Origin of the sequence: Polynucleobacter sp. IMCC 30228 (assembly GCF_021395205.1) — a bacterium.
Classification (GTDB): Bacteria; Pseudomonadota; Gammaproteobacteria; order Burkholderiales; family Burkholderiaceae; genus Polynucleobacter.
In genome coordinates, this window is sequence record NZ_JAJVCS010000004.1 from 252,318 (window position 1) to 270,648 (window position 18,331).

Here is an 18,331-nt window from a genome sequence, read left to right on the forward strand (position 1 = left end):
ATCGTTTAGGATGGCACGATGAAACTACAGTTACGCTTTTTTGCCTCCCTACGCGAAGGCCTCGGTTTAAGCGAGGAATTGGTTAGTGTGCCGCCATCTGTAGTGAATACTGCAGAGTTGCGGATTTGGCTCATGCAGCGGGGTGAAGTTTGGGCGCAATTATTTAATGCCGAACGGCCCATACGTTGTGCTGTAAACCAACACATTGCGGCAGAAGATGTGCGCATCAGCGACGGCGATGAAGTCGCTTTTTTCCCCCCTGTTACCGGCGGCTGAAATGACAGTTCGTATTCAAGTTGCTGATTTTGATTTGAGCACCGAAATTGCTGCGCTACGCTCTGGTGATTTAGAGGTCGGCGCAATTGTTTCTTTTGTCGGTACTGTGCGCGATATGAATAATGGTAGTCAGGTAAACAGCATGGAGTTAGAGCACTATGCTGGCATGACCGAAAAAGCGCTAGCAGCAATTATTGCCGAAGCGAAGGCGCGCTGGCAGATTCGCGACACATTAGTGATTCATCGCATCGGCAAAATGTTGCCTGGCGAGCAAATTGTTTTGGTAGCAGTGACAGGCCAACATCGTGGCGAAGCCTTTGCCGCCTGCGAATTTATTATGGATTACTTAAAAACCGCTGCCCCTTTTTGGAAAAAAGAGGCTACACCCACTGGCGAGCATTGGGTCGATGCTCGCATTACCGATGATGAAGCACTGAAGCGGTGGCAGAAGTAGTAATTTATTGCTATTCAGGTATAGTGAAGAAAAAAGACGATTATTTATTTTATAAATTATTGACCGACATTAAAAAAATTACCCCTAGGAGACAACTATGGTTCAGACAACTATGATTCGTTTATTACAATTAGTAGCTCTTTTTGCCATCAGCTTTTCAAGTGCATTTGCTCAACCTGCAACCGAAGCAGAGGTATCTAAGGCGATGGAAAGGTTGAATGCTGCCATTCTTTCAGGCGATGCGCAAAAGCTCAGTGCAATTTCAGGAGCCCAAGTTAATTATGGGCATTCGGATGGCAGGGTGCAGAACAAAAAAGAATTCATCGATGCTCTAGTTGAACGGAAGTCGGTATTTACTAAAATTGATGTGACTAATCAAAAAATTGTCATGATGGGGGATCTTGCCGTTGTACGTAATCACGTATCGGCTGATATTGCGCCGGGCGGCAAACCAGGGCATGTCGAATTAGAAATTATCTATGTATTTCGAATTGAAGGTGGTGAGTGGAAGTTGATCGGACGCCAGGCATTTAAGATTTAGTTACCCGTTCCTGCAATTGACTAGGCAATTAAAAATATCCTAAATGTCTCCGGCAGCTTGGTAGGCATATTGATTAAATCCCTACTCAGTAATGTGTGTGGGTAGCAATGTGGCATGCAACTCTCAGCTTGACTCTCCTATTTACTCTATACCTTGGCTAAAGCTTGGGCGAGGTCTTCTTTTAAATCATCAATATGTTCAATGCCAACGCATAAACGCACCGTATCTTCGGTAACCCCAGATTTAGCCAATTCTTCTGGCGAAAGCTGGCGATGGGTGGTTGAAGCAGGATGTGTAGCGAGAGAGCGGACATCGCCAATATTGACTAAACGGGTAAATAAATTTAAGGCGTCTAAGAAACGTTCACCCGCAGCTCGCCCACCTTTAACACCAAAAGTCATTAGGCCCGATGCTTTGCCGCCCATTATTCTTTTTACTAAGGCATGGTCAGGGTGGTCGGGTAAGCCTGCATAGTTAACCCACTGCACCTTCGCCTGTTGTTTCATAAAATTAGCTACCGCTAACGTATTTTCACAAATACGATCCATGCGCAGCGGCAAGGTTTCAATTCCTTGCAAAATTAAAAAGGCATTAAACGGTGAAATAGCAGCGCCCATATTTCTTAGTGGTACTACCCGTGCGCGACCAATATAAGCTGCGGGTCCTAACGCTTCGGTATAAACCACGCCGTGATAACTCACATCGGGCTCATTAAGTCGCTTAAATTTTTCTTTATGTTCGGCCCAAGGAAACTTGCCAGAATCAATGATGGCGCCGCCTAAGCTATTGCCATGGCCACCCATATACTTGGTTAAAGATTGCACCACAATATCGGCACCATGCTCAATGGGGCGGCATAAATAGGGGCTAGGTACCGTGTTATCAACAATGAGAGGGACGCCATGGCGGTGTGCCATTTCCGCTATGGCAGCAATATCAGTCACGTTACCTTGGGGATTGCCCAACGATTCAACATAAATTGCTTTGGTACGGGCATCGATTAGCGGCTCAAAACTTTTGGGATCACGATAATCGGCAAAGCGAGTTTCAATTCCATATTGAGGCAAAGTATGGGCAAATAAATTGTAGGTTCCGCCATAAAGGGCATTTGAAGAAACGATGTTATCGCCCATTTCAGCGATAGTTTGAATTGCGTAAGTGACTGCAGCTTGCCCTGAAGCCAGTGCGAGGGCAGCGATGCCGCCCTCGAGCGCAGCCACACGTTCTTCAAGCACTGATTGGGTTGGATTCATAATACGGGTATAGATATTGCCAGGCACTTTTAGATCGAATAAGTCGGCCCCATGCTGTGCGCTGTCAAAGGCATAGGCTACCGTTTGGTAAATTGGGGGCACTACTGCCTTGGTAACTGGATCGGGTTTGTAGCCAGCATGTACAGCTTTAGTTTCAAATTTCATATGGTTGCCTCCGGATTAAGACGTTTATTAGTAGTTAGTGTAATTGAGCCCGATAAGATTGGGGTAATTATCAAAAAATTGACAATCAGGAATAGAATTTCTATCTTAATTAGGATAAACATCTGTTTTATAAGGGGTTGGCGATGAATTCACCCAAAAAAGTCATTGGCTTTATTAATCTGGCGCATTTTATTGATCACTATGCCATGCTGGTGTTTGCAGCCGCAGTCATTGTGATGGCGCCAGTATTTAATATGACCTATGCGCAGCTACTGCCGTATGCTACCCCTGGCTTTATTGCCTTTGGTGCTGGGTCGTTAATTAGCGGGTGGCTAGGCGATCGCTGGAGCAGAAGAAATATGCTTGCCATCTTTTTTATTGGCATGGGATCTGCCCTCTTAGGCATTGCCTTGATACAAACACCAATGCAGCTAGGGATTGCACTATTTGCAGTTGGGATCATTGCTTCGATCTATCACCCTGTAGGCATGGCCATGCTAACGTCTTACTCAGCAAAACTGGGGAGGGAACTAGGTATCAACGGTGTTTACGGTAACTTAGGAGTAGCCTCATCAGCACTCATCACGGGCTTAATTTGTGAATATTTAGGCTGGCGTTGGGCTTTTGTTTTACCCGGTGTCATTGCCATCGTCATTGGGCTCATTTTTATGAAAACCATTCATGATGAAAAAATTGCCAAAAAATCCTTGGGCGTGGGTAATGCCAGAGTATCAAAAAATGTGATGGCGCTAGTGGTGGTGTCCTTAGTCTTGACAATTATTGCTAGCTCAACCACTTTTAATGCGATCACGGTAGCGCTGCCAAAATTATTTCAAGAAAGACTCGCCGAGATCACCCAAAATACTGCGCTTTTAGGTTTAATTGCTTCTACGGTTTATGTATTTGGTGCTTTAGCCCAATATACGATTGGTAATTTGCTGGATAAATATCCGCTTAAAAAGATTTTTATGCCACTAGCTATTTTTTTAGTAGCGATGCTGTATGTTGCAGCAGAAACATCTGGTTTTATGCTAATTCTCGTTTCGATTGGGATTGTGATTAGTATTTTTGGTCAGGTAACTGTAAACGACACGATGGTTGGTAAATATACTTCGGATGAGTGGCGCGCCCGCGCTTTTGCGGTTCGCTATTTCCTGGGCTTTACTGCAGCAGGCGCTTCGGTAGGCTTAGTGGCCTTACTCTATGCCAACGGTGGTTTTACTTTAATGCTACAGGCCTTTGCAGCATTTTGCTTCTTGGTTGTGATTGGCGCCTTTATCTTCCCTACCGAACAAATGAAGACTTCTGCCTAACCGATTCAGCCCAGCCATAAGCCTATATTTTAATTGGGTTTAGAGCGCCTAATTGATATTTTTAAGAATATGTTGCGGCTAGTCTTGACTCTGGCTGGACCACGATGTAATGTAAGCGCATGGCAAGTGGGTTAAGGTGCGAATTATTTCACTTGCTTTACGGTGAATATTTTTGCTTAACGAAAGGATATTGAATATGCTTTTTACTGAATCTCAAAGCCCGATGGATAAGATTTTGAAACTAGCTGGTATTGCTGGAATGATTATTAGTATTACCACTGCATTTTATTTAATTTTCCCTGCTGGCCAGTCAAAAGTCGCTGTATTTTTAGCGTCTTTAGGTATAGCGCTTTTTTTAAGTTATTTGTCTTTTGCAATTCAGGATAAATCAGCCGGTTAAGTTCTTAATAATTCAGCATTTGGCTGCTTGAATCATGACTCTCGAGTGAGGGTCATTTTTTTTGGAGTAAGCGAGCTTTTTAGTTAAGCTTATTAGTTGCCATAATTGCATGGCATACCCATGCAACCGCCCTCAGTAATTTGATTCTGAATCGTGTTTTGCATGCCGGGGGATGAGTCCGAATAGGGCGCAACCTGACAGCCATAGATGGCAATGGATAGCAAAAATAAGGCAATTATTTTGTTCATTTCAAACCTATTAAAGGGGCACGGTAAGGCGTTAGGCTAATCATAAAGCAAGCTCTAATATCGGCTTTGATTTTATCCAATTCTCGGATTTATGGTCGATTGATAGTGTGGTTAATTTTTTTCATCAGTCCACCATAGCCCCGCACAAAATAGCCCACCATGCGCGGTGAAAATGTCATAGCCACCAACCAATACAGGGACCACAAGTAGCGCCCCTCAGAAACGCCAAAGCACCCCATACCAAGAAAGAATGCAAGAATTAGTTTCCTACCAAGCCCAGGGGGTAGCCAGCGGCTAAATAAGGCAGGCGCTTGCGGAGTAAGGGTTGACTGCTCGGTAAATTCTTCTGATTTAGACTTTTCGTTCATGCTCGAATTGATCTCATTAATATAATCCGCCAATCTTATCTGAAGTACCTATTTTAGGGTGTTATTGTTGCACCTATGACAAATGTCGCTAATTCTGAAATTGAAATCACCCCTGAATATGAGGCGGTGATGGAGGCAATTGCTCGGGGTGACCCCTATATTTTTGTGAGTGGCAAAGCAGGCACTGGCAAGACAACCTTAATTGGCTATTTACGTGAAAACCTTGCTGGCAATGTAGTGGTCTTGGCCCCTACTGGAGTAGCAGCCTTGCAAGTGCGTGGTGTGACTATCCACTCTTTTTTTCGTTTTCCTCCTCGACTAATATTTCCTGAAGAAGATATTAAGGTGCTGCGCGATAAGCGCCTGTATGAAGGGATGCGCTTACTTATTATTGATGAAATTTCAATGGTGCGTGCCGACCTGATTGATGCAATGGATTTATTTTTACGCGCGAATGGGCCCAAACGAGGAGAGCCTTTTGGCGGTATACAAGTTATGTTTGTAGGTGATTTATTTCAATTACCTCCGGTCGTAAGAAGTGAAGATATGGAAATATTGCGTGAGCGCGGTTACGAAGGCGCTTACTTTTTTTGTGCCATGGTCTTGCATCGTAAAGCGGTAACCATGATTGAGCTACAAAAAATATTTCGCCAAAAAGATGGTGAGTTTACGCAGATGCTGAATCAAATTCGGCTGAATGAAGATATTGATGCGACCTTAGAGCGTCTTAACGCCCAATGCTTTCAATCAGCGACGACAGCCAAGCAAGATCTTGACCCGTTAAGTATCACTCTCACTACTACCAATGCACGGGCCGACCAAATTAATAATAGTGAACTTGTAGCAATTACTTCTCCGGCAAAAACATATTTAGGTAAGCTAGATGGCAAATTTAATATCGACGAGCGCAACCTTCCTTCGCCCCTTCATTTGGCCTTAAAAATTGGCGCAAAAGTTATGTTTACTGCCAATGACAAAGACTTCCCGAAGAAGTGGGTCAATGGCAGTATTGGGGTGGTGAAGGAATTAAAAAGCGATGCGGTCAAGGTCGAGATTCAGAGTGCTTCCTACATGAATACAGTGGAGGTTAAGTCATTTGATTGGGAATCTTATCAATACGCAATTGAGATGATGTCGGGAAAAATAAAGCCCAATGTAGTTGGCACCTATACCCAAATTCCTTTAATGTTGGCCTGGGCCGTAACCATTCATAAGAGTCAGGGTAAAACCTTAGATAAGGTAAGAGTAGATCTTTCCTCGGGTACGTTTGCTTCGGGTCAGGTTTATGTGGCTTTAAGTCGCTGCCGTTCAATTGAGGGCATCAGCTTACAAAAACCGATTCAAGTAAGGGATGTGCAATGCGATCCTGAAATTAAGCGCTTTTATGTCGCTTGTTTAACATAGCTAGCGTATTTGAGATAATTTATCGATGAATTCAATTCACCTTGACTTAGAGCATTTTTCCTTTACTGATCTGGCGATTCAATCTGCTTTTGGATTAGGGGGTTTAGTCTTCATCTTGTTATTTCATGGCATTACGATTAACTTTATTTTGATGCGTTTTAATAACATCACCAAATTAGATTTTGTCAGTGAAAAATTCAATTTAGTACTATTTCATTTCTATTTATCATTTGCTTTTATTGCTTTAATTCATATTATTGAAGTGATTCTGTGGGCTGTAATGTTGTTATTACTAGGTTTAGTGCTGAACCCTATCGAAGCCATTTTATTTGCTGGAAGTACCTACACCACAATTGGTTTCATTAGCAATATCATGCCTTTTGAATGGAAAGTATTACCCCTCTTTATTGCCTTTTCTGGCCTATTTTCTGTAGCTTGGACTACTTCGATCATGATTGGTATGACGAATATCTATCGAGATGCGTGGCTGAAAAAACGCGGTGATTTGTAATGCCGATTTTTGCGGTTGGCTGCGGAGCTGGTTTTTCGGGTGATCGTACCGATGCAGCTGCACCCGTGGTGCAAACCTTAATCGAGCGGGGCGGTCCTGCGGCCATTATTTTTGAGAATTTAGCAGAAAGAACCTTAGCAAGCCATCAATTAGCTAAACGCGCTAACCCACAATTAGGGTATGAGCCTTTATTAGAACTTGAGCTGGAGCCTATATTGGCGGCTTGCTTGCAGCATCAGATCACCATTGTCGGTAATTTTGGAGCAGCAAACCCAGAGGGGGCTGGCAAAGTCATTCAGGCTTTGGCAAAACGCCTTGGTTTACCTAGCCCTCGGATTGCAATTGTGGTGGGCGATAGTTTGGATGGTAAAAAAGTTGAGACCTTATTGCGCCAGCATTTAGGCGAACAATTTGATGCGGCGAATTTCGTCTGTGCGAATGCATACCAAGGTGCGCGAGAAATTGCCAATGCAATTTTGGCAGGTGCACAAATTGTCGTAACTGGCCGTGTTGCTGATCCATCGCTTACCCTAGGGCCTGCCATGGCATATTTTGGCTGGAGTGACAATAATTGGAATGCGCTTGCAGGTGCAACGATGGCTGGGCACTTGTTGGAATGTGGTGCGCAAGTGACTGGAGGATACTTTGCTGATCCTGGAGTGAAGGATGTGCCCGAGATTCATAACATTGGTTTTCCAATTGCAGAAATTGCATTTGATGGTAGCTGTGTGATAACCAAAGCAAGCAATACCGGCGGCTTGGTTGATGAACGGACCGTAAAAGAACAACTTTTATATGAACTTCATGATCCTGCTGCCTATATTACGCCTGATGTGGTGGCTGATATTACTCAGGCTACAGTAACTGAAATCGCCCCACATCGAGTGCGCTTATCTGGTGTTTTGGGCCATCCGCGCACTAATACATTAAAAACAAATGTTTTTTTTGATGGCGGTTGGTTTGGCGAGGGGGAGATTTCGTATGCCGGGCCAAATGCAAAAGGCAGGGCAAGACTTGCAATGGAAATACTACAAAATCGTTTGGGTTCAGCGATGACCTTACGTTTTGATTTAATTGGTATCAGCAGCATTTTTGGTGATGATGCCAATAGTTTTCTCAAAAATGCAATAAAAAATCCTACCCATGGTGAAATTCATGATGTACGTTTACGCGTTGCAGGGCAACACTGTGATTTGAAAATGATTGATTTACTCCTCCGCGAAGTAACAGCATTGTGGACCGGTGGTCCTGCAGGTGGCGGCGGCGTTCGCGTAGCGAAAAGACCAAGACTTTCTATCCAATCTTGCTTAATTGAGCGTGAGCACGTTCCCGCTACATTTTATTTTTTGTCAGACTGCTGATGAACTCGATCACCTTATATGAATTAGCGCATGCCCGTACGGGCGATAAAGGTAACTGCTCTAATATTAGCGTTATTGCTTATCAATTAGCGGACTATGAATGGTTAGTAGAACAGCTTACAGTAGAGCGGGTTGCTACCCATTTTGCCTTTCGCCACCCCACTCAGGTCGTACGGTATTTGCTACCAAAGCTGGGTGCTATGAATTTTGTGCTCGAAGGCGTTTTAGATGGTGGTGTAAATGATTCCCTGAATTTAGATATGCACGGTAAAGCCCTATCATTTCATTTACTTACCATGGAAATTCAGTCAAAATAAACCATTAAAAAAAGGAAAAGCCATGCTCGAGACTAAAGATAAGTTATTTAAGCGTTTACCGTTTTTTATAGTTATTACCAGCTTGTTGATCGGATTGACAACTGGAGTTCAAGACGCTAATGCACAAGCAACAGCGCAAAACTATCCCAATAAACCGATTAAAGCGATTGTGCCTTTTGCTGCTGGTAGTGCTACTGATCAGATTGGCCGTGCTTTTGCAGCCAAGATGTCGGAGATTTTAGGTCAGCCGATAGTGGTTGAGAATAAACCGGGCGCTAACGGCATGTTAGGCGCTGATGCGGTAGCCAAGGCTGATCCTGACGGCTATACGATTTTAATTGGCACCAATAGTACCAATGCAGCATTAAAAAGTTTAATGAAGAAATTGCCTTACGATCAAGATACTGCTTTTGAGGCCATTGGTTTCATGGGTGAAGTACCCCTTATTGTGACGATTAATAATGAAATTCCTGCTAAAACACTCAAAGAGTTTATCCAAATCGCTAAAGATTCTCCTGGTAAAGTCACTTTTGCAAGCGCAAGCAGTTCACAGCTAGTTTCGAGCTCAGTTTTAGCCTCGATGACTGGAGTGAAGATGATTAATGTGCCTTATAAAAGCGGCCCCAATGCGATGACCGATTTAATTGGTGGGCAGGTAATGATGTTTACCGCCGACTTTGCAGTAACCTTGCCCCAAGTTCAGGCTGGCAAAATTCGGGGCTTAGCCGTAACTTCGTTAAAACGATCTAAAGCTATTCCTGAATTACCCACCGTAAATGAAGCCTTGGGTATTAAAGGCTATGAAATTATTGCGTACTTTGCTGCTTATGCCCCAGCTAAAACTCCGCCAGCAATTATTCAAAAGCTAAATGAGGCTTTGAATCAAACTGCTCGTAACAAGGACGTTCAAGAACGTTTTGCTTCATTAGGTTTTGAGGTTGAGCCAGGACCACCGTCTGCCTTGGCTAAGCGCAATGCACTTGAAACCATCAAGTGGGCCAAGGCCATTAAAGATGCGGGAATTGAGCAGCAGTAAAATGGAAACACAGTAAGCAGCCCTTTGTTAGGGCTCGCTTAACTCTTTCAGTAGACGAAAAATTTCCCGATATGATTTGGGTGGTTTATTTAACTCCTTCTCTTTGCGGGCACTGCGAATTAAATTCCGCATCGTTTGAATGTCTAAGGCAGGATAGAGCTCAATCAGCTTAGTTAGTGCGCCATCATCGGCAATGAGTTTATCGCGCATGGCTTCGAAGCGATGCATTTTTGCCGTTTCGGCTCGACTAAGGCCTTGAATTGCATCAAGTCGTAACTGAATAGCGGCAATTTCAGCTTCATCTAAAAAGCGCATGAGTTTGCCTAAATGTTGTTTGTGTCTTTTAATTGCCCCAAAAGTTTTAATCTTTTTGGTTTCGGCAATTTCAGCACGTAGGCTTTCTTCGATTGGAATACTAGCCAGCGCATCGCTGCTGAGTTCAGAAAGAACTTCAGCCAATTTTTGACGTTGGGTCATTTGGCGTTTAAGCGCGGATTTGCTGGGCCCTAGCTCTTCTTCATCGGCATTAAAAATCATCAGCCATTTTAACCATCCCTAAGCTTATTTTAGGTAAGATAGCATCTATGATGTTTACTTACCGCTTACGACCTTTGCTTTGCGCTTGCTTAGCTAGTTTTTTGCTGGGGCTTTCTTGCCATGCGCAAGCCGCTTATCCGGATAAACCGATCAAAATTGTGATCGGCTTTCCTGCTGGCGGCCCTTTAGATACTCATATTCGACTCTTAACTGATAAGTTACAGGCCATTTTGGGTCAGCCTATTCTGGTTGATTACAAAGCAGGTGCTGGAGGAACGGTTGGGGCACTCTTTGTGGCTCAGTCGCCTGCAGACGGCTACACCCTATTGCTCGGTAATACAGGCACGATGGTCATTAACCCTGCTATTTACACGCCACCACCTTATATTTTATTGAATGATTTTCAGCCGGTCGCTCGTACTGCACAACAAGCCCTTGGTTTAATTGTCAATAATGATGTGCCAGTCAAAACCCTTAAAGAATTTATTGCCTACGCAAAAGCGAACCCAGGCAAATTAAATTATGGCTCTGCAGGCAACGGCGGGATTTCTCATTTAGTACCAGAAATGCTAAAACAGGAAACTGGAATTGATATAGTGCATATTCCATTTAAAGGTAGTGCACCCGCTTTTACTGATTTGATGGCTGGACACGTCCAATTTATGGCGGAATCGATTCCTCAAGTAGCAAATTATGCAAAACAAGGCAAAATTAAAGTATTAGCAGTAACTAGTAAAACTAGAAGTATTGCTTTACCTGAAGTACCAACGGTAATTGAAACGGGTGTAGCTAACTTAGAGGTGGTCGGATTTTACGGTGTACTTGCACCGCGTAATACGCCCGCAGAGGCGATTCAAAAATTGAGTAATGCCTTTAAACAAACGCTTGAAACACCGACAATTCAAGAGCGCATGATAGCGCAAGGGGCAGACCCCGCCTTTTTAGGTGCTGAACAATTCACGAAGTTTTTATCTATTGAAACGCCTCGATGGGCTAAAGTAGTGAAGCAGGCTGGGGCAAAATTAGATTAAAAATTAGATTAATTCTATTGATTGATCAAGAGATTTTGGCCTGTCATCTTGGGGGCGAAACCAGCGGCCTCTAATGTTTCAAGTATGACTCGGTTGGTGGCAAAATGCACCGGGGTGTAATCAAACGCACTACAGCAAGGACGCACGACTAAAACGGGTCCAACTAAATTCAGGTCGCCGATATCAATTACTACCGCTGGGTTAGCCAGAACACCAGGTATGGCCGCAACTTTTTCACGTAATAAAGTCATCGCCGCTTGATAATCTACTCCGCTAGTGAGCTGCACCTTAAGGTGAAGTCGTCGATAAGCATTGCTACTAAAATTTTGGATCGTATCACTAAAAATTTTATTATTCCCGATTAGCGTTGCGACGTTATCAGCCGTAGTAATGGTAGTAGAGAAGAGCCCAATTTGCGTAATATTGCCATTAATGCCGCCCGCTACCACGTAGTCGCCCACCTTAAATGGACGAAGCACAATGAGAAAAATACCCGCTGCCAAGTTGGCTAACAACCCCGCCCAGGCGGCGCCAATGGTAATACCAAGGGTGGCAAATAGCGCGGCAAAGCTCGTGGTTTGGAGGCCAAAATTACCTAAGATGCCAATGATTAGCAGAATATTCAGAATTACTGAAATTGCTGCGGCCACATAGTTCTCGACGGTTGGGTCTAGAACTTTTTTTTCCATCCAAGCGCGAACTAATTTAACAGTAAACTGAATTAAAGCTCGTCCAATAAACCAAAATAAAATCGCCGCAACAATTTTTAGACCAATATCAGTTACCGCAGTAAGAATGATATTTTGCATGCGAGTGAAATCGATTTCGGACAGATTCATGATTAAGGTTTATTGAGTTGCAGATCAAGGCCAATTAAATTAACGGGCAAAACTTTGATGATGCCGTGACGAGGGCCGTCAATATCCGCGATCAGAAAAAACGATACTGAAACCACTAGCGGAATTGATAAAAAAAGCGTGCGATTCGCTTTAAAGCTATTGGCGCTAAAACCCACAGCAATGCTCGCAAAGATAGCGATAATAAACAATAAAGCCCAGGCGGGAGCAGGAATACGATTGAGCCAGGCAGCTTGGGTATAACTAGCAGAATTAATGACATCATTCATGCCAGCAGCCACTAAGGCATGAATGGGCGTTTGGTGCTCTTTCAGTGCGGGTAAAACAGTGGTCCATAGTAGATTTTGTTGGCGCTCTAGTTCGATATCGAGTTTTTGAATGTCGCTGGGAGCGAGTGCTTGATATTCGGCAATGCGATATTGCAAGTATTTTTTGAGGTTTAATTTTGTCGCTGTAGCATAGGCGGTCGGCAATAGATCGGCGCGCAGATATTCGGTGCCAATTGCATTGGCCTCAGCCTCTTCATACAATTTACGTTGGTCATAGCGGTTAATCGACATGGAAAAGGTAAAACCGATCATGAGGGCTAATAAGGTAAGTGTGGCGTTTTGCACAATCGATGCATCGGCCGTACTTTGGGGATTGCGCTTCACTTCGATGCGACGCAAGGCGGCGCCAAGCGAAACGGCTGCAGAAAGTACGGAAAAGGTGATGAGTAGTACCCATAAGGGGTGATCAAGAATTGGGCGCATTAGATTCATAGGTGCATTATAGAAGTTTGGCTCTTGCTTTAGGGCACCAGTAAAATGAACCTTAATTAACCCGCATTTCCCTTATTTTCAAGGAATTCCTATGCCAGGCTTACTTCCCAACGTTGATCCAGCTGGATTACTCGAATTTTCAGTGGTTTACACCGACCGCTCACTCAATCATATGTCGCATGATTTTGGTCAAGTGATGCGCGATATTTCGCGCATCTTCAAATGTGCTTACCAGGCCCATTCAACTGTAATTGTTCCGGGTAGCGGCACCTTCGGCATGGAGTCTGTTGCACGTCAATTTGCCGTGAATCAAAAATGCTTTATCTTGCGTAACGGTTGGTTCAGTTATCGCTGGACGCAAATATTTGAAATGGCGCAAATCACAACTGACTTACAGGTTCTTAAAGCACGTCAAGTAGCCGATCAGATTGATGGGGCTTTTATGCCTGCGCCAATCGATCAAGTAGTTGCCCTTATTTTGAAGGAAAAACCCGCAGTTGTTTTTGCTCCCCATGTAGAAACTTCGGCTGGTTTAATGTTATCTGATGCGTATTTAACAGCTGTAGGCAAAGCGGTGCAAGCAGTGGGCGGCTTATTTGTATTGGATTGCATTGCCTCTGGTGCGATGTGGGTCGATATGAAAGCCTGTAATGTTGATATTCTCATTAGTGCGCCACAAAAGGGCTGGAGCGGGCCCCCATGCTGCGCCTTAATTGGTATGAGCGAACGCGCTCGTCAAAAAATAGAGACAACCCAAAGTAATAGTTTTGCACTTGATTTAAAGAAGTGGTTAGTTACGATGGAGACTTATGAAAAAGGGGCTCATGTTTACCATGCCACGATGCCAACAGATACCTTACGTTTAGTGCGCAATGTAATGCAAGAGACCCAAGCCTTAGGTTTTGCCAACCTGCAGGCGAAACAAATTGAGTTAGGCGCAAAGATACGCGCCTTAATGGTAGCAAATGGTTTTAGTTCAGTTGCTGCAGAAGGCTTTCAAGCTCCAGCGGTAGTGGTTAGTTACACCACTGATCCTGAAATTCAGAATGGAAAAAAGTTTATGGCCCTAGGCATGCAAACTGCCGCAGGGGTACCTTTGCAATGTGATGAACGTAGCGATTTTCGGACCTTCCGAGTGGGTTTATTTGGCCTAGAAAAATTGCAACATATTGAGCGCACTGTCGCTCATTTGGAGTCTGCGATCGAACAAGTGAGAGCAGTTGAACAGCTTACGACAGCCCCTGCTTAGGGATTTTTTTTAGACAGTACCTGGTAGATGGTCGCAATAGGGAGTTAAACCCGTCGATAAAAAAAGCCGCTGAAATAGGTCAGCGGCTTTTGTTTGGCTATTAACTACTCTTTTTAGCCTCAATAGCAATTCGAATCGTGACATCATCACCTACCGCAGGGACATTTTTGCCCATATTAAATTCCGAGCGCTTTACTTTTGTGATTGCATTTGCGCCACAAAAATCAACCCCAATCATGGGATGTTTTTTACAATCAAAGTTAGAAACCTCAAGCGTTACAGGCTTGCTAACACCTTTTAAAGTAAGAACGCCCTGCATCCCCGTTAATTTATCACCTGAGAAAGTAAATTTATCGGATTTAAATGTTGCGGTGGGAAACTGCGTGGTGGATAAATAGTCTTCAGCTTGAATATGGTTATTGAACGCGCTAGAGCTTGTATCAACCGACTTAGTATCGATCGTAATATCTGCTTTCCCCGTTTTGGCAACGGGGTCAATCGTAATAGTGCCACTAACCGTGTTAAAGCGACTAGTTTGGTTAGATAAACCGAGATGGTTATAAGAAAACTCAGCAAAGGTGTGATTAGGCTCTGTGACGTAATTTTCGGCTGCTGCCATAACCTGCATATTGAAACTCAAACTGCAAATGAAGGTAACGGTACTACATAGATTGATAAATAATTTTGATTGCATTGATTTCTCCGTAAGTAATAAAAAATTCGGTCAGTTTATTTTGAATTTAAAACGAGGTAAATTTTTACTGGTACTTCATTGGCAACCGACTTGGTATCAGCCCAAGCCCCTGCTCCTAAGTCGTAATTCAGGCGCAGTAACTCAAAACTACCATTAAAGATCATTTGCTTACCTTGGGCCTGATAGCTTGCCATAATTGTAAGGGGTTGGGTTTTATTTTTAATCGTGAGCTTACCTTTTAATTCGAGCTTACCATTCCCCAAATTTTTAATACTTTCAGATACAAATTGCGCTTTGGGAAATGCTTTACTGTTGAACCATTCTTTGCCTTGAGCCTCGTCGCGCAATTCATCGCCCCCAGCGTTAAAACTTGCCAACGCAATCCATAGATCTGCTTTGGCCTTTTCGGGGCTATCTGGGTTGAAACTCACTATCCCCCCAAATTGGTCAAAGTTACCATTAATACTCGAGCCCATTAGTTTGCAGGTGAAGGTAATTTTACTTTTAGCGGTATCAAGCGAATTAAAATCCACTGCCAGAACAGGCCCAGAAAATAAGCTTATTAAGCTACAAATGGCGCTTATTAACAGAGTTGCTTTGGCAGTTAATGCTCGCAAAATTTGCATCTTGAATTGATCTCTAAAATTATTTAAAAAAAGACATGCGTTTAAGTAAGCCATCCTTATCCCAAAAATGGTGCTTTAAGGCAGCGAGTACATGTAAGGCCACTAAACTAATGAGAAGATTAGCGAGCACTTCATGAATTTGTTTCAGTAAGCGGCCCGTAGCTTTATCTTTAAGTACTAAATCGGGTAATTCAAAGAGCCCAAAATAATTAACGGTATAGCCTTTCGCCGAGCTCATTAGCCAGCCCAAGATAGGTATGGCAATCATCAGTAGATAAAAGGCTAAATGGGTAAGTTGCATGATGCGTTCTTGCCAGGCTGGTAGCCGAACGGCTAATTCTGGTGCGGGATGGGTCGCACGCCAAAAGAGGCGCACAAAAACCAGCCATAAAACAGTCAGCCCAAGCCATTTATGCCAACTAATCGCCAAAATACGCTCGGGGCTCACGGGCAAATCGTGTGCAATAAGGGCGATCGACCAAGTCGTGAGCACCACTATTGCCATAATCCAGTGTAGGGCAATAGCAATATGGGTATAACGCTGTTTCACAGTTTTACTTTAAAAATCCAAAGATCAATTGTAGAATGATTATGGAAAACCAACTTGTCTAGTCTAATCTATTGATTTCACTATGAATTCTATTAGTCAGCCCTACTTAAGCGAGCGGAATGTCCCTCCCCCTATTTTGGTGGAGTTATTTGCCAATTGCGGTATCGAAATTAATGGTCCGCAGCCATGGGATATTCAGGTACACAACCCAAAGACGTATGACGCGATTTTATCAAAATGGTCGCTTGGCTTGGGTGAGTCGTACATGGACGGCTATTGGGATTGTGCCCAACTCGATGAAATGATTTGTCGCCTGCTTAGTCAAGACCTTAATGAAACGGTCCATGGGTTTGCACGGATTAGAATGGTTGGCGAAGTAATACGTGCCAAATTATTTAATTTGCAATCAAAAGAGCGTGCTTTTCAGGTTGGTGAGCAACACTATGATATTGGCAATGATATCTTTGAGCGGATGTTAGATCCCCGCATGATGTATTCCTGCGCTTATTGGGAGAAGGCTAATAATTTGGCGCAAGCACAAGACGATAAATTAGAAATGATTTGTCGTAAATTAGAACTCAAGGCAGGTGAAAAATTATTAGAAATTGGCTGTGGCTGGGGTGGCTTAGCTGCCTATGCAGCTAAAAACTATGGTGTAGAGGTGCTTGGTATTACGGTTTCTAAAGAGCAGCAAGCATTGGCACAAGAGCGTTGCAGGGGCCTACCGGTAACGATCGAGTTAATTGATTACCGTGATTTACAAGGCACCTTCGATAAAATTGTTTCGGTTGGCATGTTTGAACATGTCGGTGAAAAAAATTACTTGGCTTATTTTGATGCTGCCAAGCGACTTTTAAAAGACAATGGTTTATTTTTATTGCATACCATTGGCAGTGATGTAGAAGTAACGCGTACTGACCCATGGATTGATCGTTATATTTTTCCGAATGGCAAGATTCCTTGCTCAGCTGAATTAACTAAAGCTTTAGATGGCCGTTTTTTAATTGAGGATTGGCATAATTTTGGCCAAGATTATGATAAAACCTTACTTGCTTGGCATGCTAACTTTGTGCAAACTTGGCCGCAGGTAGCAAGCGAATACAGTGAGCGATTTTATCGGATGTGGTCATACTATCTGCTGTCCTGCGCTGGTTTTTTTCGTTCACGCCAAGGTCAATTGTGGCAATTAGTCTTAAGTAAACGCTCGCGTCGAGAAGTTTATCGTTCGATGAGACCATTTCCAACTACCTAATTTCCCGTGGTATTCTGAACTTATTAAAATGAATACTAATAGGGGAGGCATTGTGCATAAAATTAGTCATCGTTTTCTCATTCTTTTTTCGATACTCATCATTTCGCCCTGGCAGGTAGGGGCGGCGCCTAAATTAATGATGTCGGAATATATGGTTCCCAGTGATACCCCAGGAATATCCCTATATGTGCGCAATAAACATCCCCAAGGAATGAAGCAATTTAGTCCAGATAAAACCTTACTCTATGTACACGGCTCTACTTATCCATCGGAGACAGCTTTTGATTTGAGTTTGGGTGGTACTTCGTGGATGGAATATATTGCAGAACGTGGATACGATGTTTGGTTAGTAGATTTGAGGGGCTACGGTAAGTCAACGCGTCCTGCCGAATTAGACTTACCTGCAGATCAGAGTCCACCAATAGTGCGCACTGAGGTAGCCGTCAGTGATGTGAGTAGTGCCGTTAACTTTATTTTAAAAAAACGGAGCATCAATAAAATGAATTTACTGGGATGGTCTTGGGGTACGACTATCATGGGTAAATACACCGCTGAAAATAATCAGAAAGTAAATAAACTAGTGTTATATGCTCCTCAATGGTTACGACAAGGCGGAGCGGCACTAACCGACAAGGGAGGAACCTTGGGGGCTTATCGTGTAGTTACCGTAGAGGATGCTAAGAGCCGGAAATCCGCCGGAGTTCCAGAATATGCACAGGCAACCTTAATGCCTGCAGGTTGGTTTGAAAAGTGGGCTGAGGCAACTTTTGAAACAGATCCTTGGGGAAAAAACCAAAATCCAAAAAAACTACGAGCCCCTAATGGGACAGTGCAAGATACGCGTGAATTTTGGGCTGCAGGCAAGCCACTCTATGATCCTAAAAAAATTACTGTACCCGTGATGCTGGTTCATGCCGAATGGGATGCTGATTTACCTAGTTATATGCTACAGGAATATTTTAAGCAATTAACCAATGCCCCATATCGAGTTTTATTGGAAATTGGTGAGGGAACACACTCTATCATTATGGAAAAAAACCGCATGTTAATGTTTGATGGAGTGCAACTGTTTTTAGATAAGAGTTACAGCTCTGAGAAATAAATTCACAAATACCGAGTAAGATATT

The 18,331-nt window shown here is 43.4% G+C and carries 23 protein-coding genes; 14 read left to right on the forward strand and 9 right to left on the reverse strand.

Annotated elements, in window-relative coordinates; genetic code table 11:
* Nucleotides 1-18 precede the first annotated feature (18 nt).
* The 3 genes from moaD (at nt 19) to LZT21_RS08965 (ending at nt 1,271) form a co-directional block, all read left to right on the forward strand.
* Complete coding sequence (gene moaD / locus LZT21_RS08955; protein WP_233924250.1) at nt 19-276, forward strand: molybdopterin converting factor subunit 1; 258 nt, start codon at nt 19-21, stop codon at nt 274-276.
* Between the two features lies 1 nt (nt 277).
* Complete coding sequence (gene moaE / locus LZT21_RS08960) at nt 278-730, forward strand: molybdopterin synthase catalytic subunit MoaE (RefSeq protein ID WP_233924251.1); 453 nt, start codon at nt 278-280, stop codon at nt 728-730.
* 97 nt (nt 731-827) lie between these two features.
* Nucleotides 828-1,271, forward strand: a complete 444-nt coding sequence (locus tag LZT21_RS08965; RefSeq protein ID WP_233924252.1) for a nuclear transport factor 2 family protein — start codon at nt 828-830, stop codon at nt 1,269-1,271.
* A 146-nt stretch (nt 1,272-1,417) separates the two neighbouring features.
* Here LZT21_RS08965 and LZT21_RS08970 read toward each other — a convergent pair whose 3' ends face one another.
* Nucleotides 1,418-2,689, reverse strand: coding sequence for an O-acetylhomoserine aminocarboxypropyltransferase/cysteine synthase family protein (locus tag LZT21_RS08970; protein WP_233990304.1), 1,272 nt, complete (start codon nt 2,687-2,689; stop codon nt 1,418-1,420).
* Nucleotides 2,690-2,832: 143 nt separating this feature from the next.
* Here LZT21_RS08970 and LZT21_RS08975 point away from each other — a divergent pair, with 143 nt between their 5' ends.
* Nucleotides 2,833-4,002 (forward strand): MFS transporter, encoded by a 1,170-nt coding sequence (locus LZT21_RS08975; protein WP_233990306.1) that lies wholly within the window; start codon nt 2,833-2,835, stop codon nt 4,000-4,002.
* Nucleotides 4,003-4,198: 196 nt separating this feature from the next.
* On the forward strand, nt 4,199-4,402 hold the full coding sequence (locus LZT21_RS08980; protein ID WP_233924255.1) for a hypothetical protein: 204 nt from the start codon (nt 4,199-4,201) through the stop codon (nt 4,400-4,402).
* 92 nt (nt 4,403-4,494) lie between these two features.
* On the opposite strand, the gene LZT21_RS08985 is transcribed toward LZT21_RS08980, so the two are convergent.
* The gene (locus tag LZT21_RS08985; protein WP_233924256.1) at nt 4,495-4,650 is read right to left on the reverse strand and encodes a hypothetical protein; all 156 of its coding nucleotides are present in this window, start codon (nt 4,648-4,650) and stop codon (nt 4,495-4,497) included.
* 89 nt (nt 4,651-4,739) lie between these two features.
* A complete protein-coding gene (locus LZT21_RS08990; protein WP_233937313.1) occupies nt 4,740-5,018 on the reverse strand; it encodes a hypothetical protein in 279 nt (92 codons plus the stop codon).
* Between the two features lie 75 nt (nt 5,019-5,093).
* On the opposite strand from LZT21_RS08990, the gene LZT21_RS08995 reads away from it, so the two are divergent.
* From LZT21_RS08995 to LZT21_RS09015, 5 genes are read left to right on the forward strand one after another with little or no spacing between them, the layout of a single operon-like run.
* A complete protein-coding gene (locus LZT21_RS08995) occupies nt 5,094-6,422 on the forward strand; it encodes an ATP-dependent RecD-like DNA helicase (RefSeq protein WP_233924258.1) in 1,329 nt (442 codons plus the stop codon).
* Between the two features lie 25 nt (nt 6,423-6,447).
* Nucleotides 6,448-6,933 carry a hypothetical protein gene (locus LZT21_RS09000; protein WP_233937315.1) on the forward strand — a complete coding sequence of 162 codons (486 nt, stop codon included), beginning with the start codon at nt 6,448-6,450 and terminating at the stop codon, nt 6,931-6,933.
* On the forward strand, nt 6,933-8,294 hold the full coding sequence (locus tag LZT21_RS09005; RefSeq protein WP_233990308.1) for an acyclic terpene utilization AtuA family protein: 1,362 nt from the start codon (nt 6,933-6,935) through the stop codon (nt 8,292-8,294). The genes LZT21_RS09000 and LZT21_RS09005 overlap by 1 nt, the downstream gene beginning before the upstream one ends.
* Nucleotides 8,294-8,611 carry a hypothetical protein gene (locus tag LZT21_RS09010; protein WP_233924261.1) on the forward strand — a complete coding sequence of 106 codons (318 nt, stop codon included), beginning with the start codon at nt 8,294-8,296 and terminating at the stop codon, nt 8,609-8,611. The genes LZT21_RS09005 and LZT21_RS09010 overlap by 1 nt, the downstream gene beginning before the upstream one ends.
* Before the next feature lie 22 nt (nt 8,612-8,633).
* The gene (locus tag LZT21_RS09015; RefSeq protein ID WP_233990310.1) at nt 8,634-9,647 is read left to right on the forward strand and encodes a tripartite tricarboxylate transporter substrate binding protein; all 1,014 of its coding nucleotides are present in this window, start codon (nt 8,634-8,636) and stop codon (nt 9,645-9,647) included.
* A 27-nt stretch (nt 9,648-9,674) separates the two neighbouring features.
* Here LZT21_RS09015 and yjgA read toward each other — a convergent pair whose 3' ends face one another.
* A complete protein-coding gene (yjgA, locus tag LZT21_RS09020) occupies nt 9,675-10,184 on the reverse strand; it encodes a ribosome biogenesis factor YjgA (RefSeq protein WP_233924263.1) in 510 nt (169 codons plus the stop codon).
* A 47-nt stretch (nt 10,185-10,231) separates the two neighbouring features.
* Between yjgA and LZT21_RS09025 the strand changes: the two genes are divergently transcribed.
* Complete coding sequence (locus LZT21_RS09025; RefSeq protein WP_233990312.1) at nt 10,232-11,215, forward strand: tripartite tricarboxylate transporter substrate binding protein; 984 nt, start codon at nt 10,232-10,234, stop codon at nt 11,213-11,215.
* A gap of 14 nt (nt 11,216-11,229) precedes the next feature.
* Here LZT21_RS09025 and LZT21_RS09030 read toward each other — a convergent pair whose 3' ends face one another.
* Nucleotides 11,230-12,054: a mechanosensitive ion channel family protein gene (locus LZT21_RS09030; RefSeq protein WP_233924264.1), complete on the reverse strand. Its 825-nt coding sequence runs from the start codon at nt 12,052-12,054 to the stop codon at nt 11,230-11,232.
* 2 nt (nt 12,055-12,056) lie between these two features.
* The gene (locus tag LZT21_RS09035; RefSeq protein WP_233990314.1) at nt 12,057-12,824 is read right to left on the reverse strand and encodes a hypothetical protein; all 768 of its coding nucleotides are present in this window, start codon (nt 12,822-12,824) and stop codon (nt 12,057-12,059) included.
* A gap of 100 nt (nt 12,825-12,924) precedes the next feature.
* On the opposite strand from LZT21_RS09035, the gene LZT21_RS09040 reads away from it, so the two are divergent.
* Nucleotides 12,925-14,082 (forward strand): aminotransferase class V-fold PLP-dependent enzyme, encoded by a 1,158-nt coding sequence (locus LZT21_RS09040; RefSeq protein WP_233924266.1) that lies wholly within the window; start codon nt 12,925-12,927, stop codon nt 14,080-14,082.
* 100 nt (nt 14,083-14,182) lie between these two features.
* Here LZT21_RS09040 and LZT21_RS09045 read toward each other — a convergent pair whose 3' ends face one another.
* Genes LZT21_RS09045 through LZT21_RS09055 form a run of 3 tightly spaced genes read right to left on the reverse strand, consistent with a single transcriptional unit; the run spans nt 14,183 to nt 15,952 of the window.
* Nucleotides 14,183-14,776 carry a YceI family protein gene (locus LZT21_RS09045; protein ID WP_233924267.1) on the reverse strand — a complete coding sequence of 198 codons (594 nt, stop codon included), beginning with the start codon at nt 14,774-14,776 and terminating at the stop codon, nt 14,183-14,185.
* A 35-nt stretch (nt 14,777-14,811) separates the two neighbouring features.
* Nucleotides 14,812-15,402, reverse strand: coding sequence for a YceI family protein (locus LZT21_RS09050; RefSeq protein WP_233990316.1), 591 nt, complete (start codon nt 15,400-15,402; stop codon nt 14,812-14,814).
* Between the two features lie 19 nt (nt 15,403-15,421).
* On the reverse strand, nt 15,422-15,952 hold the full coding sequence (locus tag LZT21_RS09055) for a cytochrome b (protein ID WP_233990317.1): 531 nt from the start codon (nt 15,950-15,952) through the stop codon (nt 15,422-15,424).
* Nucleotides 15,953-16,034: 82 nt separating this feature from the next.
* On the opposite strand from LZT21_RS09055, the gene cfa reads away from it, so the two are divergent.
* Together cfa and LZT21_RS09065 are read left to right on the forward strand one after the other, a co-directional pair.
* On the forward strand, nt 16,035-17,204 hold the full coding sequence (cfa, locus tag LZT21_RS09060; protein ID WP_233937321.1) for a cyclopropane fatty acyl phospholipid synthase: 1,170 nt from the start codon (nt 16,035-16,037) through the stop codon (nt 17,202-17,204).
* Nucleotides 17,205-17,232: 28 nt separating this feature from the next.
* Nucleotides 17,233-18,306 (forward strand): alpha/beta hydrolase, encoded by a 1,074-nt coding sequence (locus tag LZT21_RS09065; RefSeq protein WP_233990319.1) that lies wholly within the window; start codon nt 17,233-17,235, stop codon nt 18,304-18,306.
* Nucleotides 18,307-18,331 lie beyond the last annotated feature (25 nt).